Origin of the sequence: Candidatus Symbiopectobacterium endolongispinus (assembly GCF_018777385.1) — a bacterium.
GTDB classification, from domain to species: Bacteria; Pseudomonadota; Gammaproteobacteria; order Enterobacterales; family Enterobacteriaceae; genus Symbiopectobacterium; species Symbiopectobacterium endolongispinus.
On sequence record NZ_JAFJYB010000002.1, the window covers coordinates 302,037 to 327,360 of the forward strand.

A 25,324-nucleotide genomic window follows, 5' to 3' on the forward strand; every position below is an offset into this window, starting at 1 on the left:
ATCCGGGCTTTTTTTGTGTTCTGCAATATCCCAGCGCACCGCAGCGCACTCTAAACACATCGAATCCTAACCCTTTGAAATGAGCCTTTGAGGAAGTCAGTTAGTGCTGGCGAGCCTTCGATGGGCTGATTTCCTATGCGGCAAAGGTTCATTACCAAAGAGAAGGAATAAACGCTATGCAATATCCAGTAAGTGCAGAAGTTACATTCAATGGTGATCGTCTGGTCACAGTTATTGACAATAACATTGAGTACGTGGCTATGGGGCCAATTGTGGAGAATATAGGGCTGAGTTGGGCTTCGCAGTCAGTAAAACTTAATAGCCAGATGGGGAAGTTCAACTGTTGCGATATCGAAACAGTTGCCTCCGATGGCAGAGTACGCGCACAACTCTGCATTCCTCTCCGCAAGCTCAATGGCTGGTTGTTTAGCATTAACCCAGCCAAGGTTAAGGAGTCCATCCGCAGTAAGTTGATCGCATATCAGGAAGAATGCTTTGCTGTCCTGCATGATTACTGGACTAGGGGTGTAGCGATTAATCCCAGAAAACAGAGTGTCATGGAAGAGCTTAACCAGGCGTGTGCAAATATGAAACATGATAAGCGAATTGCTAGCATGTTCGGCACCGGGCTGAACGAGTGGAAGGGCGTGAAAGCCAATCACGTATCAAAGATAAAGGCACTGGTGCAGGAAGCCAACGAGTTGATCGATTACGTTTTGGCTGATACTGGCAAGGGAAAGATAACGCACACATAGCACTACCACCGCCTGCCGATTGACATATGCGCAGGCTGTTTACTGGATTGATCCGCTGCTAACGGCGATTGACCAGGCGAATAGCCAATTAGCAGAGATTCTAGCCATTGAGTCAGATAATTGATTAATAAAGTGGTTTTCCATTTCAATTTCTGCATGTCCAGTTACGGAAAAAAGGGTGAGCTATATTTCTTGATGCAAATGTGTGATTTTCAGCTAGTAGCACCACAGAAGTACTTCTATAAGAAGCCTCTATGGTGCAGGAAAACCAGTGATTGAACTAAAAATCACATATTTTCAGTAAGAAAATCACGTAAGCTTTCAATCTCGGCTCCGCTTAAGTGAATTTGACGGGATGTCATTTCAATAAAACCTTCAATCGAATTCGAAGTCATTGAGGGAATTTCAGTATTTATGTCTTCACAATCAATAATAAGGATATATGAATTGAAATCTTGATGTAGAAATAGACGAGCAAAATAACCATTCTTGAACTCTTGACAAGTAAACATAAGTACTTGCTTTTCAGTAAGTTGGTTAATTTTAGCACAGAATGAAATTATATAAATTGCCGCTATATAACTAGACTGTGATTTATGTGTCGAAAACGACGATATCACATAATGGAAATGGATGCCTGAATAATTAAGGGGCGGTGGAATTGTTGGCACTTGAAATGAAAATAAGTGAGAATAAAGCCATAAAAATCAGATGCAAAGTTATTAAATACATTTATCATTTTTTCGTGATTATGTAATTAATGGTTTGGTTACATGCTGTTATTATTCTATAAATCAAAACCTGTGAATTCTATCATCAAGCTAACACTTACCTTACGTGGTGGAATGTTTTGTTATATATATCAAAGAACTGCGTCCACAAAGCAATCATTGCTCGTAGCTGAACAATGCACTACCTGCAAGGAATTTATAAAAAACTTAATAGTAAGTTTTGCCTGACTTGATGGTGATGTCATTGAGAGCCCTATACGTCAAGCGCCTGCCCACATAATGAGACCAACGCTCGCCGCAGAACGCTGAGCGATGAATTCTATTTGGATTGACCCATGCCAGCATTAATACCCAGAGCCTGCCGTAAGCGTGGCTGCGCTGCCACAACAACAGACCGCTCTGGCTACTGCGAGCAGCATCGCAATGAAGGATGGCAGCAGCATCAGCGAGGAAAGAGCAGACACGAACGCGGTTATGGTAATGACTGGACAATCAGACGCGCCCGCATCCTGAAGCGTGACAATTATCTGTGTCAGGAATGCCTACGTAACGGACGTGCAGTAGAGGCCAAGACGGTTGACCACATCAAGGCTAAGGCACATGGGGGAACCGATGATGATTCGAATTTGGAGTCGATCTGTTACTCCTGCCATAAAGCCAAGACAGCCCGCGAACGTCTGAAACGATTTTAAATTATGAGGTGACCATGACTGGATCAAAGAATGATTCAGGGCTTTCGCACGCCAGTAGCATCTGCAAGGTGGATGATTGCGGTTTGCCTGTCCGCTCCCGCAACAGTACGTACTGTGAGATGCATTACATGCGCGTTCGTCGTCATGGTTCAACCGAAAAACAAAGCGCCAGAAAGGAAGGTAAGCTGGAGCATTCGGGTGGCTATCTACTAGTCTATGCGCCCGAACATCCACTTGCCTGTGGTGGTAGCCGAGTCTACGAGCATCGCTTGGTTTATTACGATAAGCATGGCGCTGGCCCTTTCCGTTACCATTGGTGCTGCAAGTCCGTGAACTGGGATACCCTCCACATCGATCATCTTGATGACTGTAAGACCAACAACGAACCAACAAACTTGGTTGCCAGTTGCCCCGTGTGTAATCAGAAACGCGGTAGAGCAAAGATGCGACAGACGATGAGGAAGAAATCACACCGACGCTATAACGTACATGGAAAGACTATGTGTCTAAATGAATGGGCTGATTATCTCGGCATATCACCTAGCTCCATTGAGTATCGCCTGAATGCTGGATGGGATATCAACAAAGTATTCAGCCCACGCATCGGTAACAGTGGCCCACCAAGTCGTAAACTGGCGAAAATCGTGTACGAACACATCAAATGATATTCATTATCATGAATGGGAGGGGGAGGGTAAATCTCTACAGCCCTGTCACTCCAGTACCACCGCCTAGCCTTTCTTCACATCGCCGCAGGTTAGAAACCTTTTTATGGGTATCCCCACCGCGTGATTAATAGGAGTTTTCAATTATGTCCGGGCCACCGAAAACCCCGACCCATCTACGTTTGGTGAGGGGTAACCCATCAAAACGCCCGATCAACAAAAATGAGCCGCAACCGACAAAAGGGGTTCCCCCAACACCCAAGCATTTCAACAAGCAGGAAAAATACTGGTTTAAGGTTTTGGGTGAGCGCCTCGACAGCATCGGGGTGATTACCGTGCTTGATGGCATGGCCCTTGAATTGTTGGTTGGTGCTTATATCGAGTGGCGACGTCACCGTGATGTTATCGATTAGGAGGGAGATTCTTACAAAACCACCTCTGCTGATGGCAGCGTAATGATCCGTCCTCACCCTCAAGTGGCAATGATGGCCGACGCCTGGAAGAGGGTTTGCAAAATGCAAGCTGAGTTCGGCATGACCCCATCCAGTCGCTCAAAAGTAAATGCGGGTAATCCGGGCGAGAGTGATCCTCTTTCTGAGTTTCTTAACGCGAGGGACTAATGGCAAAAGTATCTGATGGCATTCGCTACGCTGAACGTGTCGCGGCGGGGGATGTTATTGCCTGCGAATACGTGCGTCTGGCATGCCAGCGCTTTCTTGATGATTTAAAGCAGGGCGAAGCGCGTAATGTTTATTTCAGCGAGCCACGCGCACAACACATCCTCAATTTTTATAAATTCGTACCACACGTTAAGGGCAATCTGGCCGGTCAGCCTATCGAATTGATGGACTGGCATGTGTTCATCCTGATCAATATCTTCTGCTTTGTCATTCCGCTGGTGGATGAGCAAACCGGTGAGGTCGTGTTACGCAACGATGGCAGCGGACGTCCGGTGATGGTCCGACGCTTTCGCACTGCCTATAACGAGGTGGCGCGTAAAAACGCCAAATCAACGTTGTCCACCGGTATTGGCCTGTACATGACTAGCGCTGACAGTGAGGGTGGTGCGGAGGTTTACTCTGCGGCCACAACGCGCGATCAGGCACGTATTGTGTTTGAAGACGCTAAAAACATGGTCAAAAAGGCCAAGGCGACGCTTGGAAGGCTGTTTGAATTCAACAAACTGGTTATTTACCAGGAGCAAACAGCATCAAAATTTGAGCCGCTTTCATCTGATGCCAACAACCTCGATGGCCTCAATATTAATTGTGGCATTGTCGATGAGTTGCACGCGCACAAAACCCGTGATGTGTGGGACGTTCTGGAGACGGCAACCGGTGCCCGCCTGCAATCATTGTTGTTTGGCATCACCACGGCGTGGTTCAATAAAGAGGGCATCTGTTACGAGTTGCGCGATTACGCCATCAAGGTGTTGCACGGATATAACAGTCCGGTAGAGGGGGCAGTAAAGGACGATACGTTTTTTGCCATTATCTATACCCTGGATAAAGACGACGATCCATTTGATGAGACCGTCTGGCAGAAAGCCAATCCCGGGTTAGGTGTTTGTAAGCGCTGGGACGACCTGCGCCGCCTGGCTAAAAAAGCCAAAGAACAGGTTTCAGCCCGCGTTAACTTTTTCACCAAACACATGAATATCTGGGTGACCGCTGAGTCTGCCTGGATGGACATGATTAAGTGGGAGAAATGTGAATACATTGCCCCACAACACGAGTTGAAGACTTACCCCATGTGGGTGGGCGTCGATCTGGCGCATAAAATCGATATTTGTGCGGCGGTCAAACTCTGGCGAGCAAATAACGGCCATGTGCATGCTGATTTTAAGTTCTGGTTACCCGAAGGACGGTTGGAGCGATGCTCTGCACAAATGGCGCAGATGTACCGCAAGTGGGCAGAACTCGGCAAGTTAGGGCTGACTGACGGTGACGTGATCGATCATGCTCAGATTAAGAGTGATCTCACTGATTGGATCAGTGGTGAAAACTTAAAAGAGACATGGTTTGACCCGTGGAGCGCCACACAATTTAGTCTAGCGCTGGCCGAGGATGGGGTGCCCATCGTTGAAGTGCCTCAGACCGTTCGCAACTTCTCCGAATCAATGAAAGAGGTTGAGGCGTTGGTATATGGTGAGCGCTTCCACCACAGCAATCACCCGGTGATGAACTGGATGATGTCGAACGTCACGGTTAAGCCAGATAAAAACGACAACATTTTCCCCAACAAATCGACACCATAAGCAAAAATCGATGGCCCGGCAGCGTTGTTTACTGCCATGAGTCGGTTATTGGTGAACGGTGGTAATGAAATCGACTTCCTTTCAACGCTCGATCCTGATGAAGACCTGTTGATGCTATGAAATCACTGATTACTGACGCTATCGGGCTAACCGGCTTTGGTTCGCTCGCGGCTGGTGTATCTGCAATTTGGGTTGTCCGTGGCATTGATGCTGGCTGGTGGCCTCTTGCTGATTTTTGCGCTGGTGGCCGCAAGGGGGAAACATGCCGCTTGATACTTTGTTTCGCTCCGAACCTCTGGAGAATCCAGGTACGCCAATCACCGGCGACTCAGCAGAAACGAACAATATTTTTGGCCGTGACGTTTATGTGAGTCCTGAAACGGCCATGAAACTGGCAGCGGTTTATGCCTGTATATACGTAATTTCCTCAAACATTGCGCAAATGCCACTGCATGTGATGCGCAAATCAGAGAACAAGGTGGAGCCAGCGCGCGATCATCCTGTGTTCTACCTGGTTCACGATGAACCGAACGTATGGCAGACCAGTTATAAGTGGCGCGAGTTAAAGCAGCGCCACATTCTGGGTTGGGGCAACGGCTACACCTGGGTTAAGTGCAGTCGCAGAGGTGAAGTATCCGGCCTTGAGTGCTGCATGACGTGGGAAACCACCTTTCTGAATACTGGCGGGCGCTACACCTACGTGGTTTATAACGAAGAGGGGGCATTTGCAATCAGTCCCGACGACATGATCCATGTTAGGGCTTTGGGCAATAACCAAAAAATGGGACTTAGCCCGATCATGCAGCACGCTGAAACAATTGGTATGGAAATGAGCGGGCAAGCGTATACCAGTTCCTTTTTTAGCGGTAATGCGCGACCTGCTGGCATCATTTCGGTGAAAAGCCAACTGAATGATGAAAGCTGGGGGCGACTAAAAAAAGCATGTGGCAAAAAGCGGTTACTGCGTTGCGCGGCCAGGAGAATAAAACAATGCTTCTCCCGGCTGAGTTGGATTACAACGCACTTACAGTTTCCCCGGTCGATGCGCAGGTTATTGATATGTCGAAGCTGAACCGCTCAATGATTGCCGGAATATTCAACGTACCGGCACACATGATTAATGATCTGGAAAAGGCGACATTTTCCAACATCACTCAGCAAGCCATCCAGTTTGTGCATTACACCATGATGCCATGGGTAACGAATTGGGAGCAAGAGCTAAACCGGCGTTTGTTTACGCGTGCCGAGAGATCTGCCGGATATTACACATGCTTTAACCTCACTGGCCTGCTTCGCGGTACTCCGCAAGAGAGTGCGCAGTTCTATCACTTTGCTATCACTGACGGCTGTATGAGTCGCAACGAAGCGCGCTCCTTTGAAGACATGAATCCTGTGGATGGGCTGGATGAAATGCTGGTGAGCGTTAACGCAGCCAACCCTGCCAGCGATTTTAAAACCACGAAAAATGATGATGGGGATAACACCAATGAATGATCGTGAATTACGTTGCTATAGCGGCGAAGTTCGCACCGAACAGGCGGGGGACGGACCAGCACACATTATCGGCTACGGCTCTGTTTTCAATTCCCGATCCGAACCGCTATGGGGTTTTCGGTAAATTATCAAACCGGGGGCATTTGATGATGTGCTGAACGACGATGTGTGAGCGTTGTTCAACCATGATGCCAATTTTATTTTGGGCCGCTCTACAGCAGGAACGCTGTCTGTTGCTGTTTATGATAAAGGGTTGCGCTATGACATTACCGTTCCCGATACGCAGACGATCCGCGATCTGGTTTTGTCACCCATGGCTCGCGGCGATATCAGCCAGTCATCCTTTGCTTTCCGTGTCGCTCGTGACGGGGAGCACTGGTACGAAGACGAAGAGGGGATTGTTATTCGTGAAATCACCAAGGTTTCACGGCTTTTTGATGTAAGCCCTGTGACTTATCCCGCCTATCAGGAGGCAGATTCAGCGCTGCGATCTATGAAGGCATGGCAGGAGGCGCGCAATAGTGGCGCGCTACAGAAATCAATCAACGAAAGAATGGCGCGTGAGCGCCTCCTGACTTTACTTAACGCGTAAGGAAAAGACATGAAACTGCATGAATTAAAACAGAAACGTAATACCATCGCCGCCGATATGCGTGCATTGCACGATAAAATTGGTGAAAACACCTGGACGGAAGAGCAGCGTACTGAATGGAACAAGGCAAAGTCTGAGTTGGATGGCTTGGATGCACAGATTTCCCGCGAAGAAGAGCTACGCCGTCAGGATCAGACGTATGTTGATGACAATGAGCAGGAACAGCGTCAGCAGCAGCAAAATAAAAGCGATCCGGCCGCACAGGCTCAGGAAAAGCGTGTTGCCGCGTTCGATCGCTTCCTGCGCAATGGCTTTGCTGAATTAACCAGTGAAGAACGCCAGGCTCTGAAAGAATTGCGCGCTCAGGGAACCTCTCCAGACGATAAAGGCGGTTATACCGTTCCTACCCAGATGTTGAACAAGATCGTCGATGCAATGAAAGCGTATGGCGGTATTTCCAGTGTGGCGCAAATCCTGAATACCTCTACTGGGCAGGATATCACCTGGTCCACCTCTGACGGCACGACGTAAGAAGGGGGAGCTGTTAGGTGAAAACACGGCTGCATCAGAAGAAGATGTGGAATTCGGCTCTGTAATTCTGGGGGCGAAAAAGCTGTCATCCAAGATCATCCGCGTTTCGAATGAGCTTTTGCAGGATAGTGGCGTTAACATTGAGGCATATCTCGCAGGTCGCATTGCTCAGCGCATTGGTCGCGGCGAAGCGAAATACCTCATTCAGGGCACTGGGGCGGGCACTCCAGTTCAACCGAAGTGGTTACAGGCATCCGTTACTGGCACGGTAAATACTGCTTCTGCGACTGCGTTCACCTGGAAAGAAATGAACGCGCTGAAGCACGCTGTTGACCCTGCCTATCGTTCTGCACCTCAGGTTCGCTGGGCATTCAACGATGCCACTTTACAACTCGTTGAAGAGATGGGGGATAACCAAGGTCGTCCGCTGTGGTTGCCGTCTATTATTGGCGGGGCTCCTGCAACGGTGCTGAATGTTCCGTATGTAATAGATCAAGGGATCGCAACCCTTGCAGCGGGCAAAAAGTTTGTTTACTTCGGTGATTTTAACCGCTTCATTGTTCGCCGCGTTGCTTATATGACGCTTAAGCGCTTGGTTGAGCGTTACGCCGAGTACGACCAGACTGCGTTCCTCGCGTTCCATCGCTTTGACTGCGTCCTGGAAGATGTTGCAGCTATTAAGGTGCTAGTGGGCAAACCTGCATAAGGTTCGATCACCATCCTGACAACGAACACCGCTTAGGCGGTTTTTTTTATGCCTGCAATCTGGTAACGGGTTGCAGGCGGAGTGCTTTCTATGGTTCCAACGATTGAGGAATTGCGCAATCAATGCCGAATAGACAGCGATGATGCCACCGAAGACCGGGCGCTTACGCTTTACTGTTCGGCGGCAAAGGGAAGGGCCGAGAATTATATTAACCGCAAGCTATATGACGATAAGGTGCTTGAAAACGAAAGCTAAGGACTGGTTATCTCGTCGGATATCAAGTTGGCGCTGATGCTTGCGGTTGGATTTTGGTATGAGAATCGTGAGGCGCAGAGCCTGCCAGCCGGATTTTTTTCCATTCTGGAGCCCTACAGGTTTATTCCGCTATGAATATCGGGAAAATGCGCCACCGCGTCACCATCCAGAACTTCACCACAACCCGCGATGCTGGTGGGCAACCCATCAAGACGTAGTTTGATGCTGCTACTGTGTGGGCCGAGGTCGCACCTATAAGCGGGCGTGAGCTGGTGACTTCAGGTGCGGTATCTGCTGAGGCGACGATCCGCGTGTGGATGCGTCATCGCCGTGATGTATCGGCGGCGTCACGGTTACTGTGCCTGAACGGGCCGTTTAAAGGCTTAACGCTGGACATTATAGGGCCACCTATTCCAGACGGTAAGTGCACTCGACTGGAAATATTGTGCAAGCAGGGGGGGGTGAAGCGTGATTGATTTCAACCTCGATTTTTCTGGCCTGAATGATATCGCCCGCGCTCCGGTTCGTACGGGGAAAATGCGTAAAAACGTTGTGGTGGTTACTCAGAAATCACGACGGAAAGGGGAAATCTCATCTGGCGTGCATGTTCGCGGTGTGAATCCAAGAACGGGTAACAGCGAGCGATAACACCATGAAGGCGAAAAACCCGCGCAATGTCTTTTACTGGCGCTTTGTCGAAATGGGTACGGTGAATATGCCTGCGCATCCTTTTGTTCGCCCCGCGTTTGACACAAGACAGGAGGAAGCAGCCAACGCCGCCATTGCTCTGGCAACCCGTGCGATTGATGAGGTGCTGAGTAAATGACAGAAACCGATATTCATCCGCTACTCACCGGGATAGCAAACGGTAATGTTTATCCGTACATCATTCCGCTGAATAGCGAGGGTGAGCCGGATATTGCACCGCCGTGGGTGGTGTTCTCATTTGTATCCCAACTATCCACTGATGTGCTGTGTGGTCCAGCAGAAACCGCATAGTCCGTTCAGTTTGATGTTTACGCCATAACCATCGCTCAGGCGCGCGATATTCGTAGCGCTGTTATTGCCGCGGTATCACCCCTCGCACCGGCACATCAAATGCTCACTAAATGCTCACTCAGGAATTTGACACCGAAACTGCATTGTACCGGGCTACAGCAGAATTACAGTTTATCGACTAATTCCACACCATCACCATCCTGACCCGCCATTGAGCGGGTTTTTTATTTTGCAGACAGCCATGTCATCACTGTTTGAAAAATCGCAGTTAACGAAAATTCTTATTTCGTCTCTGCCGGCAACAGCCGCAACAATGGACGCCGCGACCTACCTTGATCTGACGTGTACCATTAAAGAGGCGCAGTTCACTGGTGGTCAGAAACAGGATATTGACGTTACTACCCTCTGCTCAACCGAGCAGGAGAACATTAACGGTCTGCCTGCGCAGTCTGAAATTTCGCTTTCGGGCAACTTTTACAAAAACCCGGCGCAGGATGCGTTACGTGATGCCTACGACAACGATACTACCTATGCCTTTCAGGTCATCTTCCCGTCTGGCAACGGCTTTAAATTTCTGGCCGAGGTGCGACAACATACCTGGTCTTCTGGGACTAATGGCGTGGTGACCGCGACGTTCTCGTTACGCCTCAAGGGTAAACCAACGCCGATCGATGCCGTCGCACCACTGGTATTAACTACCGATCTCTCTGCCACTCAAATGGTTACTGCGGGTTCAGCGCTAACACTCACAGTGGCGGCAAGTGGTGGCGTAACGCCATACACCTATAAGTGGAAGAAAGGCGGTACCGTAGTGAGCGGCCAGACAGCCGCGACATTCAACAAGGCCAGCTCGGTTGCCGGTGATGCGGGTGTTTATACCTGTGAGGTGACAGACTCGGCACCATCGCCAGTCACGATCACATCCGCATCCTGTACCGTCACCATTAGCTAACCCGGAGCAACACCGCATGGCAAAGAAAAGCATTAAATCCCTGGCGCTGGCTCCCGGTGCTGGCTTTCTCACGAAGGCTATCGAGGTTCCAGAGTGGGAAGGGTTAAAGTCATCCTGCGCGAGCCAAGCGCCGAGGCGTGGCTGCGCTGGCAGGATACGTTAAAAACCGACGAGGACAGCGAAGTGTTATATGTATCTGAACGCGCCCGCCGTAATCTTCACGCTGATGCTACGTTGTTTATCGATATTTTTCGTGATGAAGATGGCAAACCGGTATTTTCAGTTGCTGATACTGAAAGAGTTGAAAGCATTTATGGCCCTGTGCATAGTCGGTTACTGCGCCAGGCGCTGGACATCATCCACGACGCGGAGATAGCCAAAAAAAAAGTAACTCAGCCTGGCATGCAGTTTTTGATGGCGCTGGCGCTCCGGCTGGGGCGCACGCTGTCAGAAATGCGTCAGACGATGACAGCCAGCGAGTTGATGATGTGGATTGAGTACGACAAACTTTCCCCCATCAGTGATGCTCGTGGAGATATTCAAACGGCGCAGATCGTCAGTGCAGTATATGGCGCTCAGGGGGTAAAAGTGCCACTTACTGACGCTATGCTTGACTGGTCAGGCAAGGAAGAAGACGCTGACCCGTTTGGCAATCTGGAGGCGTTTCTTTCTCAGGCAGCTATGTAGTGATCTCGAAGTTGGCCGATGTTAATGTATCATCACTTAACACCAACAGGAGTGACGATGAAAAAGATAATCGGTATTCTATGTATGTTATTAACTTCTTATAGTTATGCCAGTGCAGTTCTCCAGCCTAGTGAATTAAAAGTTTTTGTTGAGAGCGCCTGTTCTGAGCAAACTAATAAAGAAGCGTGCGCAAAGTCGCTCTATAAATTTATGGGTTATGCACAAGCAAATGATGATTATTTTATGTAATGCCAAAAACTAAAAAGCTCTGGCATGTCGATTAACAAAGATGCCTGCCAACAATCCAAAGAACTGAGAGACTTCATTGAAGCTAACGCCAATTAAAAGTTGTATTTCTTTTCATAATAACCTGTTCCGGCAGGTTTTTTTATATTTAGGGAAAACAAATGGCAACCCTGCGTGAATTAATCATTAAAATCTCTGCCAATTCACAGTCATTTCAATCAGAAATTTCTCGCGCTTCTCGCATGGGTAGTGATTATTATAAAACCATGCAAAGTGGTGGTCGTCAGGCAGCAGCAGCTTCCCGTGAAAGCCAGAAAGCATTGGCGGAAGTGAATGCTAAACTTGTCTCGGTAAAGTCTACCGCCTTGGGAATGGCTGGTGCGTTGGCGGGTGCATTTGCTACTGGAAATCTTATTAATTTGGCCGACCAGTGGAATATGGTCAATGCGAGGCTTAAACAGGCGTCGATATCTACGCAAGACTTTACCAGTAATCAGGCTGCGTTGATGGCGCTTAGCCAAAGAACGGGTACCGCTTTTGCAGATAATGCAGGGTTATTTGCCCGCTCGGCCGCTTCACTGCGTGAATACGGTTACTCATTGCAAGATGCATTAAAAGTTACCGAAGCATTGGCTACCGGCCTTAAACTTTCTGGTGCAGGTGTTCAGGAATCCAGTTCTGTTATCACCCAATTCAGTCAGGCACTGGCGCAAGGTGTTTTGCGTGGTGAAGAGTTCAACTCTGTAAACGAAAATGGTGATCTGGTTATCCGTGCGTTGGCGGCAGGAATGGGCGTTGCACGTAAAGACCTCAAGGCGATGGCTGATGACGGGAAACTGACTGCTGATAAGGTAGTGCGTGCATTAATCAGCCAGCTTGGGGCGATGCAAAAAGAGTTTGAGGCTATGCCTGCTACCGTTGGCGGCTCGGTAACGAAGGTGCAAAACGCTTTCCAACAATGGGTAGGCGGAGTTAATCAGACATCCGGCGTGACGGCTACCTTATCGGGAACGTTGGATAAACTGGCGGGCAATATTGATGATGTAGCGACCGCTGCTGGCGTGCTGGTGGCCGTGGGAGCCGCTCGGTATTTTGGTAGTATGGCTTTAGGTGCCTCTAGCGCTACCGCAAAGATCATTGACCTGCGAAAAGAGCAAATCAGCGCAGCAGCTGCACAACTTAACGCTGCACAAATGGTGCAGAGAAAGGCCGTGGCAGACGCGGAAGCGGCAGTATCGGCGTATAACCTTGCCGTTGCAGAAGCAAATGTAGCGAAGGGCTCTAATGCCTCAATGATCGCTACGCAGAATTTAACAAATAAGCGTAGCGCAATGATTGCGGCCAACGCTGCATTAATAAACTCAAATCGCGCCGTAGCTGCATCTGAGGCATCTGTTAATGGGTTAACATCCGCATCAAGCGTAGCAATGAGTGGATTGAAATCACTTGGTGGATTACTTGGTGGGAGGTATTGTGATGCTTGGAGCGACCGCATGGTACGCTTTTTATCAACAGCAGGAACAGGCGCGACAATCTGCACAAGATTATTCCCGCACAATAGATGAAATTCGGCAGAAGTCAGGGGCTATGAGCCTAACTGATGCGGCCGACAATCGTAAGAAAGCGGAGGCGTCACTTGCAGAACAAAACCGCCTAATTGTAGATCAGCAAAATAAAGTCCGCGCACTAAAAAGGGACATTGATACTTTAAATGAAGCCAAAATCAATCCCGCATATAAAGGCACGCTCAATGAAGCAGATATTACTAATGGCATTGCCACAGCAACTGCAAAATTAGCCGTTGAGCGAGCCAGATTGAATCAATTGCAAGGAAAGGCGCAAAGCATACAGGAGGCTTTGGAGAGTCTTGAATACCGTAGAGTATCGCTTATTAGGCAGCAAGCCGCAGAGCAAAACGCGATTACTCAATCCTTACGACGAATGAACGGCCAGCACTCTGAGTTTAACCGTCTGTTATCCTTGGGCAATGATCTATTGTCTGCTCGGCAGGGAAACGCGCTATTCCCGTTTAGAACCCCCGATGCCACACTAACCGACAAAAAAAGGATGCATTGGAGAAAAGCCGCCAGGATCTGGAGGTTTCAAAACTTAAAGGCGAGGCAAAAGAGCTTAAGCGACTCGGTTTTTCAGCTGATGAGTTGTGATTAACCAATATTCCGGCCAACCAAACGGCACGGCAAGAATATATCAATAACCGCTTGGCTGAATGGCGAAATAATGAAGCCAACAAACCTCAGAAAAAGGGACCAAAAACCGACGAAGAAAAAGCAGTCGATACCTATGACCGGCTAGTTAAGCAACAACGTGAACGGCTGGCGCTGGGAAGTTCAAACACAGAATTGGCAAAAATGGCGTATAAAACCTCTCAGGGTGAATTATCGACCCTTTCCAGCATTCAAAAACAGGAGTTGGCAAGAAATGCCGCTTTGATAGATCAGGCGGAAATACGGAAAAAGGCAGTTGAATACGAGAATGGACTGATTGATTCAAATGCCAATGCAAAGGCGGCTAACGACGCTAACCTTATCGGTTTCGGTGAGGGTTCCCTCGTTCGTGAGCGTATGCAGGAAATGATCAGCATCCGCCGCGAGTTTATCCAGAAAGATGATGAGCTACGGCGTCAGCATAAGGCTGGTGAAATTGATGATGAGTTTTTCAATCGAGCCATTGCCATGAATAAGCGCTATCTGGATAAACGTCTGAGTGACCAGCAGATGTATTACACCTCATTGGATGACCAGCGCAATAACTGGATGGGGGGCATGCGTGACGGTTTTGTCGATTGGGCTGATGAGGCGACAGATTACGCTACTCAGGCGTCACAGGGCATGAAAACGGCCATGAGTGGTGCGGTTGGCTCCATCACTGAAATGCTCAACGGTAATGTTAATAGCTGGAAAGATTGGGGCGTGAGCGTCCTTAAAATTATCGAAAACGTACTAGTCAACATGGCGGTGGCAAACGCAGCCAGTTCTGCCAGTAGCATGTTTGGTAGCCTGTTTAGTGCTGGCGCATCAGCGTCTTCAGGTGCTGCGTCGGCGTCAAGCAATACTTTTACCACTGGCGCATACAATAATCTCTCATTCAATGCTCTGGGTGGTGTTTATCAGTCACCGTCGCTAAGTGCATACAGTGGTGGTGTATACAGTACACCACAGCTTTTTGCGTTTGCTAAAGGTGCAGGGGTGTTTGGTGAGGCCGGGCCAGAGGCCATTATGCCGCTGACACGAGCTGCAAATGGTTCTCTTGGCGTAAGGGCGATCATGCCAGATACCTCAGCATTGGCCGGCGGTGATCCTCATGTGACGGTAAATATTTCCAGCGACTGGCAAGCAACCCAAACATCGACACCAGGCTATGAACAGTTTGGGCATGAAATTGGCCAGTTTGTCGATCAGCGGTTCAAAGTCTTGTTGCAGAAAGAAATGGGGCAGGGAAGAAGTCTGAATGCAGCAATGAAAGGAAGGAGGGGGGTAATGGCTATCGAAACATTCAGCTTTTACCCTCGCGTCAATCCAGAGGGGGCATTTACACAGCGAACCCGATCGATACAGTTCGGTGACGGGTACACACAGCGGGCAGGCGACGGGATTAACGGTGAGTTACAAAGTTGGCCGTTAACGTTTGTTGGCAATCAGGCACATATTCAGCCGATCATTGCATTCCTGCGTCGCCATAAGGGCTATAACGCATTTCAATGGGTAAACCCGCTTGCTGAGTTAGGGTTGTACTGCTGCCCTGATGGGTTTAACGTTACCGCGATGGGTAAAAACAGTCGCAGCGATCAGGTGTTTCAACTTACAGCAACGTTTGTCACTGCTTACCATCCATAATCAAGGTTAATCATGGCTATAAACACCGACTCCCAAAAACTGGAGCCGGGCAATCGCGTGCGCCTGTTTGAAGTGGATTGCACGGCATTTGATGGCCCGGAATTGTATTTTCACAGTCATGCTATCGCTCATACCTCAGAGGAAATTGAGGCGACTGGTGACGATGAAGCAAAGATACTCGCCAAATCTATCTGGTGGCAGGGCAAAGAGTATAAAGCCTGGCCAACGCAGGTTGAGGGCTGGAAATGACCAGTGATGGCAGTGCCCCGACGCCCACACTGGCGGTGGGTAATATCGATGGCACCATTACCGCGCTTTGTCTGGCCTATCAGAACCTGGCACAAGCGACGGTACTGGTTCACACCACATTTGCACACTATCTTGATGCGCGAAATTTTCCTGAAGGTAACGCCGACGCCGATCCAACGCAGGAGCGGCTAGAGGTCTGGTATATCGATAGCAAAACCGCAGAAGACGACGAATCAGTCAGCTTCAAATTGTCATCACCGGCAGACCTGCAAGGCATCATGATCCCCACAAGGCAGATACACAGTCTGTGTACCTGGTGTATACGCGGCCAGTATCGGGGGGCATCCTGTGGTTATACCGGCACAAACTATTTTGATGCAGATGGCAATCCTGTTGACGATCCGGCGCTGGATGAATGTTCGGGGCTACTTTCAACCGGCTGCGAGCTGCGTTTTGGCAAAGATGCTGGATTACCGTTCGGCGGTTTTCCCGGCTCCGCGCTGATTAAGAGGTGAATAGTGAAACTGAGCAAATTAATCATTACAGAAATACTGGCCCACGCTGAGCACGTCTATCCGTATGAGGCGTGTGGGCTGATTGTGCAGTGCGGCCGGAAACAGCGTTACGTGCGCGGCCGCAATCAGGCGCTGGAGCCGGAAGACATTTCACGATGAACCCGGAGGATTACGCGGAAGCAGAGGATAGCGGGGCCATCATTGCCATTGTTCACAGTCATCCTGACGCTACCACGCAACCAAGCCATGTTGATCAGGCCGAGTGTGATGTGTCGCAACTGCCTTGGGTGATAGTCAGTTGGCCGGAGGGGGATATTCGTACCATTATGCCAACGGAGGGTATCAAGCCGTTGCTGGGGCGTTCTTTTGTGCACGGTATCTGGGATTGCTATGCCATTGTGCGTGACTGGTATCTGTTGGAGCGAAGCATAACGCTGCCCAATTTTGAACGTTCAGATGGATGGTGGGAGCGGGGAGAGAACCTTTATATTAAAAATTATGCTGATGCAGGAGGTGTTGCAGTCAATGACGCGTTGCAGGTCGGTGACGTAATCATTATGTAAGTGCGCTCCAGCGAGCCGAATCATGCTGGCGTCTACGTTGGCAACTGTGAAATAATCCATCACATGTACAACCAGTTAAGCCAGAAAGTGCCCTACGGCGGCTACTGGTTGGACAGGACCATAACCCGCCTGCGTTATACGGGAGGCGTTAATGTCGGTAGCGATTGAGTATCAACCCCTGAAAACCATTCGTTTATACGGGGTGTTGGGGGCAACCTTCGGCCGTGTGCACCGTCTGGCGGTTGAAAGCCGTCAGGAAGCTATCGAGGCGCTCAGCGTAATCATCCCCGGCTTTGAAAAGTTCCTGCTGACCAGCAAGGCGCGGGGGTTAACTTACGCAGTATTTGACGACAAGCGAAACCTTGATCGTGATGAGCTGGATTTCGGCATAAGCCATGAAATCCGTATTGCTCCTGTAATTATTGGGAGCAAAAAGGCGGGGTTGTTTCAAACTATCCTCGGCGTCACATTGCTGGCCATCGGCACTTTTGCTCCCTGGGGTGCTGCGTTGTGGGCAAGCGATTTGGTTGGTGCAATAGGGATATCAATGGCGATCGGCGGGATAGTTCAAATGCTCACCCCGATGCAAGGGGGGCTTTCAGTGCGCGAATCCCCCGATAACAAACCCTCCTACGCTTTCGGTGGACCGGTTAACTCCATCGCTCATGGTAATCCGGTGCCTATCCTATATGGCCGTCGCCGAATCGGTGGTGCAATTATCTCAGCTGGTATTTACGCAGAGGATCAACAATAGGAATTATCATGTAAGAAAAATACGTTATTAAAAATTCAACCAGATTGTATGTCGGCAATTTATTAATTGGCGAGGATGTAACCTTTGTTAATAAACTCGCCATCGCAAAAACATTTGCCAATGATTTATCGGCTAATGAATTTGTTGAATCCAAAGGTCTGACTGATGTTGAGGTTAAAAAGGTCAGCGTAACCGTAATGATTGAAGAGGTGTGATATGACAGATATGACCTTTATCACAGTAAGATTAAAAGTGGGACAGGCTGAAGATGGGACGCTTTATCTCGTGGGGCTAGCCAAAGAAACTGATGAACAGCGCCGCATTGCAGCGCTGGAGCAGCAGGTTGTACAATTAAGCGTGCAACTATCACATTTACAAGCTAATCAGGAACGATTGCATTTTGATAAGGTGCGTAATTCAGTTATCGACTCTGTATCGCGCGCATTAGATCATAAATTCGATCCAAAGCGTCCCTGACAAGGAAAATAACCAATGGACAAATTAGTTGATTTCATAGAGAGGTACGGCATCGCCTGTGATCATCTCGCTATTGAGTCTTTTTGTGGCTTTCATGATGTTATCAAAAATAGCGTTAAGCGAGACCCACGTGTCTTCGACCCCGTTCCCGTAAGCATAGAAGTGAATGCAGAATCTGTACCCTGTAAGCTCATTCCTGCCAGCCCTGATGTAGTCCGTTATGAGGGGTGTGATCCTGAGGGAGCCTTTTCTAAAATCGGGCCGTTCTATTTGAAGATAAAGCGATAATTTATCGTATATCCAGATTATTAATTTTTTGTCAGCGTTGGTTTCTATGTTTCTGACAAAAAACTCTACTCTACCGTGGTTCTTGTGAGAACAATGGAATAAATATGCACTTGGTGATTCTGTTGGTTCTCCTGAAAGGAGGCAATCTGTGCTCTCCAAGGCGCTGTCATTTCCGTTAATCCACTTAAGGAAGGAGTAAAATAACTTAATGGCTGGACGATCGGAATAAGGGGAGAAATCCTCTAACTGCGTCTCGATAAGCTCAGGATTTTCGCGAAAATTATAATAACGTCCAGCACGGTACTCATGCCCCTCAGTTTGCCCACAGGGCTGAGTTCGTTTGCCTGATTCAGTAATTTCGAATGATGAAACAACGAGCATTTTTTCTCCTTCGGTCCAGAGGTGAACAGCCATCCCTCCGGCGTAAACGCCTGCGCCTGTGCGCGGCGAGCTGATGGGTTCCCGATGGTGGTGTGCGTAATAGTTTTTGATTTTTTACGTTAACCTCATAACAGCAGGCCGTATAGCCTGATATTTGATCAGTTATGCCCACCCTGTGTGGGCTTTTTCTTTTCTGGAGTATCCATGCAGACAATTCGTGGTCGCAAAGGTGGCAGCGGCAATGCCCGGACGCCGGTTGAGTCGCCGGATTCTATTCAGTCAACGTCCTATGCAAAAATCCTGTTGGCGCTGGGTGAAGGGGGGTTTAGCGGTGGGCTGGATGGCACCCGTGTTTTTCTGGACGGAACGCCGATCACTGATGCCAATGGTAACGCTAATTTTTCAGGGGTGACGTGGGAGTTTCGTTCTGGCACACCCGATCAATCCTACATCCCCGGCTTCCCTGGCGTTGAGAATGAAATTACCGTCAGCACAGAATTAACGAGCCAGACAGCGTGGGTACGCTCCCTGACGAATACCCAACTTTCCGCAGCGCGCCTGCGCTTTTCGTGGTCTGCGCTCCAGCAACAACTGGATAACGGCGATGTAGTGGGTTATCGCATTGAGTATGCCATTGATGTGGCCACGGATGGCTATAAGGAACTGCTAAAAACGGCGATAGATGGGAAGACCACCACAAAATATGAACGTAGTCATCGCATTGATTTACCCGATGCAACAACCGGCTGGCAAATCCGCGTGCGTCGCATTACACCCAATTCAGCGAGTAACCGCATTGCCGATAAAATGGCGATTGATGCTATTACGGAAATCATTGATGCGAAATTACGTTACCCGGAAACCGCATTGCTGTTTGTCCAGTTTGATGCGAAGCAGTTTCAGAATATCCCTGTGATTTCCTGTGAGCCCGATGGGCGCATTATCCGCGTCCCTACAAACTATAACCCGGTAGCCAGCACCTACAGCGGGGCATGGGACGGCACCTTTAAATGGGCGTTCACCAATAACCCTGCCTGGGTGTATTACGACATCCAGATCAGTGATCGCTTTGGTCTTGGCAACCGTATCAAAGCTGAAAACCTTTCCGTTTCGAAGTGGACGCTGTACCAGATTGCGCAGTATTGCGACCAGTTGGTCCCTGATGGCCGTGGCGGTGACAGCACGGAGCCACGGTTTTTGTGCGATGTGTATATCCAGTCGCAGGAAGAAGCCTGGACCGTGCTTAATGATCTGGCCGCAATTTTTCGCGGTGCTACGTTCTGGGGCAATAACCAGATGAACGTGATCGCCGATATGCCGCGTGATATTGATTACATCGCCACGCGCGCCAACGTGAAAGACGGGAAATTTACTTACAGCAACGCCAGCGAGAAAACTCATTACAGCCAGGCTATGGTGGCCTGGTCCGATCCGGCCAATAGTTATCAGGATGCTGTTGAAGCCGTCAATGATAACAAGTTGGTTAAGCGATACGAAATCAAACAGGCTGAAGTGACGGAGATTGGCTGCATACGCCAGACGGAGGCGATCCGCCGTGGTAAATGGATTTTGCACACCAATGATGCGGGCAGGGCTATTGCGTACACGATGGGGTTGGATGGCGATATTCCGGTGCCAGGCTCGATTGTGGGGGTTGCTGATTCGTTACTGGCAGGACGTCCCCTGGGTGGTCGCATCAGCGCGGTTGACGGGCGAAACATCACGCTTGACCGCGTCTCTTCTGCGGCCATTGGTGAGCGCCTGATTGTTAACCTGCCGAGTGGGAAAGCAGAAGGGCGCACCATTGAAGCGGTAAACGACAAAATCATTACGGTCACAACAGACTACAGCGAAACGCCGATCGCAGAATCGGTCTGGGCAATAGATGCCACTGATTTAGCTTTGCAACTGTACCGCATTGTTGGTGTGGCTGAGTCGGATGGCGGTCTGTCATTTGATATCACCGGCGTCGAGTATGACCCGGACAAATGGGACAAGATTGATAACGGAGCACGCATTGAATCTCGGCCTATCAGTGTTGTTCCTCCGTCGGTGCAACCCGCGCCTGCTAATGTTGAGATTGGCAGTTATAACACGGTCGATCAGGGCATAAACATTACGACATTGCGGGTGACGTGGGAGCGGGCTGAAAGCGCAATCGCTTATGAATCTCAATGGCGGCGCGATAACGGCAACTGGATAAATGCTCCGCGCACTTCCGCGCTGGGCTTTGAAGTACCTGGTGTTTACGCCGGGCAATATCAAGCCCGTGTCCGCGCAATTAACGCGGCAGAAATATCCAGCATGTGGGCCAATGCACAGGAAACCCGACTTAACGGTAAAGAGGGTAACCCGCCTGCGCTGGCAAGTTTCATCACAACACCGCTCGTTTTTGGTATCCAGCTAAACTGGAGTTTCCCTGCTGACACAGACGATACCCTAAAAACGGAGATTCAATATTCCCCGACGAGCGACGGCCAGAATGCGTTACTACTGGCTGATGTGGCTTACCCCACTCGCACGTATCAGCAAATGTGGCTCAGTGTCGGCCAGGAGTTCTTTTACCGCGCCCGTATTGTTGACAAGTCAGGCAATCAGGGACCGTGGACGAACTGGATACGCGGGGAATCCAGCACAGACGTAAGCGATATTACGGATGTGATTGTGGGTGAAATCACTGAAACAGACGCATGGAAATCTCTGGTCGGTGAGGTTGAGAACAATACCCAGCAAATCTCGGACGGCATGCTGAACAGCATTGAACAGGCGAAAGCGATTATCCGCAACAGCCTGACTAACGATGCTGAAACACGACGCTGGCGCGCGCAGAACGGCGACAGAGCGGCAGAAATCACCGAAACGCGTGCTGCAATTACAAATAAAGTCGAGGCCAGAACGATTGCGATGTTGGAAATGCAATCAAGTATAGGCACGGCTAACAGTAATCTGACGCAGTTACAGCAGACAGTGGCAACGCAAAACGAAACCACATAGCAGCAACTGACCAATCTCAACAGCCAGATGAACGATCCTGTAACCGGCCTTACAGCGAATGCGGCGGCGGTGCAGGGACTGCAAACCTCAGTTACAAATATCGATGGGCAACTGACCGCGCAGGCGACGCAGATAACGTCCCTGACTTCCACGGTTAACGGCGTCACAAGTGAAATTAGCGACATTAGTAGTGTGGTTAATGGCACTGACGCAAAGTTGTCGGCCTATCGTACCCTTCGCATTAAAATTGATGCGGATGGGCGTCAATATGTAGCCGGTATGACACAGAGCATTGAGGACACGGATGAGGGGATGCAATCGAATACCATATTCCTGCAAGACCGATTCTCGATCATGAATGCGGCTGGGGGGAAATCAGCAATTAATATTCACCACGCAGGGTAATCAGGTAATTATTGATTCTGCGGTTATTGGTGATGCCACGATAACTGCCTCGAAAATTAAGGATGCAGAAATTACGGAGACTAAAATTGCAGATGCAGCTATAACGAATGCAAAAATATCCGGCGTGATTAAGTCAAGTACGTTTAGTGACATCAATCGAACAGGTTGGATGTTAGACAAGGATGGTGGCGGTAGATTTTATGGCCCAGTTTATGCTGAAAAGCTAGAAGGGGATGTTGTTAATGGTGTACTGGTTCCAGGGATTGATAGCCAAGGTGTTGATTCAAGAACTATTAAATACTTTGCTTCAGGAAGATACAGGATGGCAGTGAGTATTGGTCTGAATGTTTCTTTTGTTAACACCAATGATGCTACTCAAGTGAATAAAGTACAGGTAAAAGTAAATGACTCACTTAAAAAATCAATGATTTTCACATCAGGCAGTGGGACGTATGGAGCAGGTAGAATATATATACCAATCAGTTTTATGCACCAAATGGAAGTCGGAGATACGTCAGTAACTATAACAATATTAGCCAATACTTCTGCCCCCTAGGAATCTAAGGCTTACAATACCTGATTTTGAAGTGATTGCATTCATGGTTGGGGCATCTTCCTTTGATGTTTATTAACGCTTTAAATATATTTAATAAATATTTTTATTCTAAGTGTTGGCTGGCATCGTAAATCACAGAGGTGTTCATGTCTTGGTATAAAATTGGAACTATCGCTGCAACTAACGGCAGTAAAATCATTACGGGCACAGGAACACAATTCACTAATCCATTAAACGGTGTATCAGCAGGGCGGATGTTATTATTGCCTGCTGCTGGCACTGTTCAGATTTATGAAATTGAGTCTGTGCAATCCGATACACAATTAACGCTGGTATCTGCATTTACTGGCACAACGGGAACAGGAAAAGCCTATGCCATTCCCACTTCACCGGCTGTCTCCATTGAACAATTTGCCCATGAGTTTGCATCAACGCTGGCTTATTACCAGCAGCAGTTATCGGGCTGGCAGCAGATATTAACAGGAACGGGAAACGTTACGCTCACCACGCCAGATGGTCAGGCCGTTACTGTTCGCTCACAGCAGGCTTGGGATGTTGCACTGGATGGGAAGGTTACAGGAGTTAAGCAGACGGGCGCATTTGATGCCACCGCAGGCTCGTTATTGATAAATGGGGCTTGGGGCTGGGGTGGTAGCGGGCAGTTGTCCGGCATAACCTCAGACACCGATTTGCTGACCTATCTGCGTGGAGCCAATACACCAAGTAGCGTTCTAAGACTTCAATACAACAGCACCTACGCGAAGCAGAACGCCGCAAGTATTTATACGCGCGTTAATGACATGTGGTCGCTGATTAGCGTTGGCCCTCATGGTAGCGCGGGTAATTCTGCCAATGGTGTGCGAATGTCTGCTGGTACAACATCGGGCGGGCAAACTGTTACTTATGATGTTTGGACAGACAAAAACCTAATAAAACAAACCGGCGTCAACGACACAACTCCAGGCTCTATGTTGCTTAACGGTGCGCATGGGCTAGGCAGGTCGCAATCTGCCGGTATCTCGATGCCTACTATTTTGGACGGCAATAACTCAGTTACGGCAGGGTTTGTTGAGCCAGCTTCCGCTACAAATTGGTATTATCAATTTAGTCCTGCCGTTGTTGCTTTCCGTGCTGGTGGTGCTGACGGAACCGGGCAAATCATGCAGGTGCAGGTAGGGCCAAGTGGTGAGCTGGCGGCCAGGCACCGAACCAATAATGTGTGGACGACATGGGCCGCTCATATGACGCTTAGTACCGCACAAACTATAACGGCGATTAAAACACACACCGCTGCAGTGGTAGTTTCAAACGCCGTTGCTTTTCGTGGAACATTGACAGGCGGTAATGTAAGAAACCTGGCGCACATCAACGCCTCGAACGTTGTTCGCCTCGGAGACGCCGCAGCGCCAACCACTATCCACGGCAGCGCGATGCCATTGGTCCAGGTCGGGTCTGGAGAGAATTATGAAATTGTAGACTCGGGTACTATTCAGACAATAACCGGAGCAAAAACCTTTGCTCAATCCCCAACGATAACGGCAGGCAACCACAACACGGTGCTTGATGATTCAAACGTCGCAACCGGAACGGTTGGACGCACATTCAGAATCACCAATAACGCAGGGGTTTTAAGGATATTCCGTGACCCGTCACTATCGTCAACAACGGGGCGAACTTACATAAGTTTCTCGACCGCGGCTACTGGTATCGCTCTCGTTTCCGGCAATAACGCCGTGGCTGATTCCAACGGCTTCTGGAAAACGGCAAGCCCGGTAGTGAAGTTGTTTGCAGACGGCACCAGCGAACTCACCAGTGAGGCCGAAGGCATCACCACCGAACGCCTGAGCGAAGGGGTGTATAGAATTTCCGGCTGTTTGGGCTTGAATGCCGATCGTACATGGGGCGGTGATGAGGGCAGCGAACAGATAAATCCCGATGGCTCTATCATCATTCGCACCTATCACCGGCCACACCCGGACGCGCCAGCGTTCGCACGTAACGAGATAGGGGGGGGGGGCTGCGCGAACGGCGAGCCGATAGATATCCCTCGGGACACCTTCATATCGGTGCGCGGGCAGATGCCAAAACGTGAAGAGCCTAAACCGAAAATGATGCATAGTAATGTTTACTGCAACACCGTTGCAAGCTAAACGAAAATCCCGCGCCGCTCGGCAATGATGTCGAGCGCGTCTTTAAGTGTGGACACAGGGTCTATGTGGATTGCTCGGGCTTCTTTATGGCCCACATGTGTGGCTAAATAAAAGCCCGAGTCTTTTATGATTGCGCATGAACCATGCGTGCACTCAGTGAGCATGTCATTTTCGTACAGTATGTAGACAGGCGTTCCACGATAATTGATAGTCTTCATAAGCTTCCTCCGTATATGTGTTATGAAATAGTCTATGCGGAGGGATTCCTAATGCGAGTAATAAGTATCAGACTTGCGCGATTCGCCGCACTCAATTAAACCAATCGTCTGCCGATTCCCACGTTTCCTGTAGCATTTCGCTAACCTCATCCCGATCCACACCGAATACCGTTAATCCATCACTCCCCGCTCTGCGTACTGTTAACTGACAATAGGGATATCTGGCTTCCAGTCGGCGGCCAAACTCCTTTTGCAGCGCTTCAGAGGCACCGTTGGGTAACTTCTTCTCTTTGGCGATCGTGACTTCAACTTTCATGGCGAGATCCTCATTAAGATAATGAGGTATTTATACTTGATA

General features: G+C 49.2%; 15 protein-coding genes and 14 pseudogenes. 27 read left to right on the top strand and 2 right to left on the bottom strand.

The genetic code is table 11. From position 1 onward, the window contains the following. Positions 1–176: 176 nt before the first annotated feature. The 23 genes and pseudogenes from JZM30_RS08140 (at position 177) to JZM30_RS08250 (ending at position 17,974) form a co-directional block, all read left to right on the top strand. Entirely contained in the window at positions 177–755 is a 579-nt protein-coding gene (locus tag JZM30_RS08140; protein WP_252318304.1) for a phage antirepressor N-terminal domain-containing protein, read from the top strand. A gap of 1,066 nt (positions 756–1,821) precedes the next feature. Next, on the top strand, positions 1,822–2,178 hold the full coding sequence (locus JZM30_RS08145; protein ID WP_252318305.1) for an HNH endonuclease: 357 nt from the start codon (positions 1,822–1,824) through the stop codon (positions 2,176–2,178). Positions 2,179–2,678: 500 nt separating this feature from the next. Further along, entirely contained in the window at positions 2,679–2,843 is a 165-nt protein-coding gene (locus JZM30_RS08150) for a hypothetical protein (protein ID WP_252318306.1), read from the top strand. Between the two features lie 146 nt (positions 2,844–2,989). Continuing rightward, a pseudogene (locus JZM30_RS08155) lies at positions 2,990–3,463 on the top strand (phage terminase small subunit P27 family). Continuing rightward, a pseudogene (locus tag JZM30_RS08160) lies at positions 3,463–5,220 on the top strand (terminase large subunit). The pseudogenes JZM30_RS08155 and JZM30_RS08160 overlap by 1 nt, the downstream one beginning before the upstream one ends. 142 nt (positions 5,221–5,362) lie before the next feature. Beyond that, positions 5,363–6,594: pseudogene (locus JZM30_RS08165) on the top strand (phage portal protein). Continuing rightward, positions 6,587–7,186: pseudogene (locus JZM30_RS08170) on the top strand (HK97 family phage prohead protease). Before JZM30_RS08165 ends, JZM30_RS08170 begins: the two co-directional pseudogenes overlap by 8 nt. Positions 7,187–7,195: 9 nt before the next feature. Then, positions 7,196–8,423 (top strand): annotated as a pseudogene (locus JZM30_RS08175) (phage major capsid protein). Positions 8,424–8,513: 90 nt separating this feature from the next. Beyond that, positions 8,514–8,813 (top strand): annotated as a pseudogene (locus tag JZM30_RS08180) (head-tail connector protein). Next, a pseudogene (locus JZM30_RS08185) lies at positions 8,810–9,154 on the top strand (phage head closure protein). Before JZM30_RS08180 ends, JZM30_RS08185 begins: the two co-directional pseudogenes overlap by 4 nt. Continuing rightward, positions 9,147–9,504: pseudogene (locus JZM30_RS08190) on the top strand (HK97-gp10 family putative phage morphogenesis protein). Before JZM30_RS08185 ends, JZM30_RS08190 begins: the two co-directional pseudogenes overlap by 8 nt. Further along, complete coding sequence (locus tag JZM30_RS08195) at positions 9,501–9,677, top strand: hypothetical protein (protein ID WP_252318307.1); 177 nt, start codon at positions 9,501–9,503, stop codon at positions 9,675–9,677. The pseudogene JZM30_RS08190 and the gene JZM30_RS08195 overlap by 4 nt, the downstream one beginning before the upstream one ends. Positions 9,678–9,918: 241 nt before the next feature. After that, positions 9,919–10,629, top strand: coding sequence for an immunoglobulin domain-containing protein (locus JZM30_RS08200; protein WP_252318308.1), 711 nt, complete (start codon positions 9,919–9,921; stop codon positions 10,627–10,629). A 16-nt stretch (positions 10,630–10,645) separates the two neighbouring features. Beyond that, positions 10,646–11,016, top strand: a pseudogene (locus tag JZM30_RS08205) (phage tail assembly chaperone); the annotation flags it as partial. Positions 11,017–11,031: 15 nt separating this feature from the next. Further along, positions 11,032–11,316, top strand: coding sequence for a phage tail assembly protein T (locus JZM30_RS08210; protein WP_252318788.1), 285 nt, complete (start codon positions 11,032–11,034; stop codon positions 11,314–11,316). A gap of 57 nt (positions 11,317–11,373) precedes the next feature. Beyond that, the gene (locus tag JZM30_RS08215) at positions 11,374–11,565 is read left to right on the top strand and encodes a hypothetical protein (protein ID WP_252318309.1); all 192 of its coding nucleotides are present in this window, start codon (positions 11,374–11,376) and stop codon (positions 11,563–11,565) included. Positions 11,566–11,723: 158 nt separating this feature from the next. Continuing rightward, positions 11,724–15,035: pseudogene (locus JZM30_RS08220) on the top strand (phage tail tape measure protein); the annotation flags it as partial. A gap of 45 nt (positions 15,036–15,080) precedes the next feature. Continuing rightward, positions 15,081–15,416: pseudogene (locus JZM30_RS08225) on the top strand (phage tail protein); the annotation flags it as partial. Between the two features lie 12 nt (positions 15,417–15,428). Further along, positions 15,429–16,180 (top strand): annotated as a pseudogene (locus JZM30_RS08230) (phage minor tail protein L). Positions 16,181–16,189: 9 nt separating this feature from the next. Next, positions 16,190–16,911 (top strand): annotated as a pseudogene (locus tag JZM30_RS08235) (C40 family peptidase). Beyond that, positions 16,895–17,497 carry a tail assembly protein gene (locus JZM30_RS08240; protein ID WP_252318310.1) on the top strand — a complete coding sequence of 201 codons (603 nt, stop codon included), beginning with the start codon at positions 16,895–16,897 and terminating at the stop codon, positions 17,495–17,497. The pseudogene JZM30_RS08235 and the gene JZM30_RS08240 overlap by 17 nt, the downstream one beginning before the upstream one ends. Before the next feature lie 44 nt (positions 17,498–17,541). Next, on the top strand, positions 17,542–17,712 hold the full coding sequence (locus JZM30_RS08245) for a hypothetical protein (protein ID WP_252318311.1): 171 nt from the start codon (positions 17,542–17,544) through the stop codon (positions 17,710–17,712). Position 17,713: 1 nt separating this feature from the next. Then, the gene (locus JZM30_RS08250) at positions 17,714–17,974 is read left to right on the top strand and encodes a hypothetical protein (RefSeq protein ID WP_252318312.1); all 261 of its coding nucleotides are present in this window, start codon (positions 17,714–17,716) and stop codon (positions 17,972–17,974) included. A gap of 24 nt (positions 17,975–17,998) precedes the next feature. On the opposite strand, the gene JZM30_RS08255 is transcribed toward JZM30_RS08250, so the two are convergent. Continuing rightward, positions 17,999–18,676, bottom strand: coding sequence for a hypothetical protein (locus JZM30_RS08255; protein WP_252318313.1), 678 nt, complete (start codon positions 18,674–18,676; stop codon positions 17,999–18,001). Between the two features lie 171 nt (positions 18,677–18,847). Here JZM30_RS08255 and JZM30_RS08260 point away from each other — a divergent pair. From JZM30_RS08260 to JZM30_RS08275, 4 genes and pseudogenes are all read left to right on the top strand, one after another. Further along, positions 18,848–21,535, top strand: a pseudogene (locus tag JZM30_RS08260) (TipJ family phage tail tip protein); the annotation flags it as partial. Positions 21,536–21,664: 129 nt separating this feature from the next. Further along, a complete protein-coding gene (locus JZM30_RS08265) occupies positions 21,665–22,042 on the top strand; it encodes a phage tail tip fiber protein (protein ID WP_252318315.1) in 378 nt (125 codons plus the stop codon). After that, positions 21,996–22,598, top strand: coding sequence for a phage tail tip fiber protein (locus tag JZM30_RS08270; RefSeq protein WP_252318316.1), 603 nt, complete (start codon positions 21,996–21,998; stop codon positions 22,596–22,598). Before JZM30_RS08265 ends, JZM30_RS08270 begins: the two co-directional genes overlap by 47 nt. A gap of 146 nt (positions 22,599–22,744) precedes the next feature. Further along, a complete protein-coding gene (locus tag JZM30_RS08275) occupies positions 22,745–24,748 on the top strand; it encodes a phage tail fiber protein (protein ID WP_252318317.1) in 2,004 nt (667 codons plus the stop codon). A gap of 309 nt (positions 24,749–25,057) precedes the next feature. On the opposite strand, the gene JZM30_RS08280 is transcribed toward JZM30_RS08275, so the two are convergent. After that, the gene (locus tag JZM30_RS08280; RefSeq protein WP_252318318.1) at positions 25,058–25,282 is read right to left on the bottom strand and encodes a DinI-like family protein; all 225 of its coding nucleotides are present in this window, start codon (positions 25,280–25,282) and stop codon (positions 25,058–25,060) included. Positions 25,283–25,324: the final 42 nt, after the last annotated feature.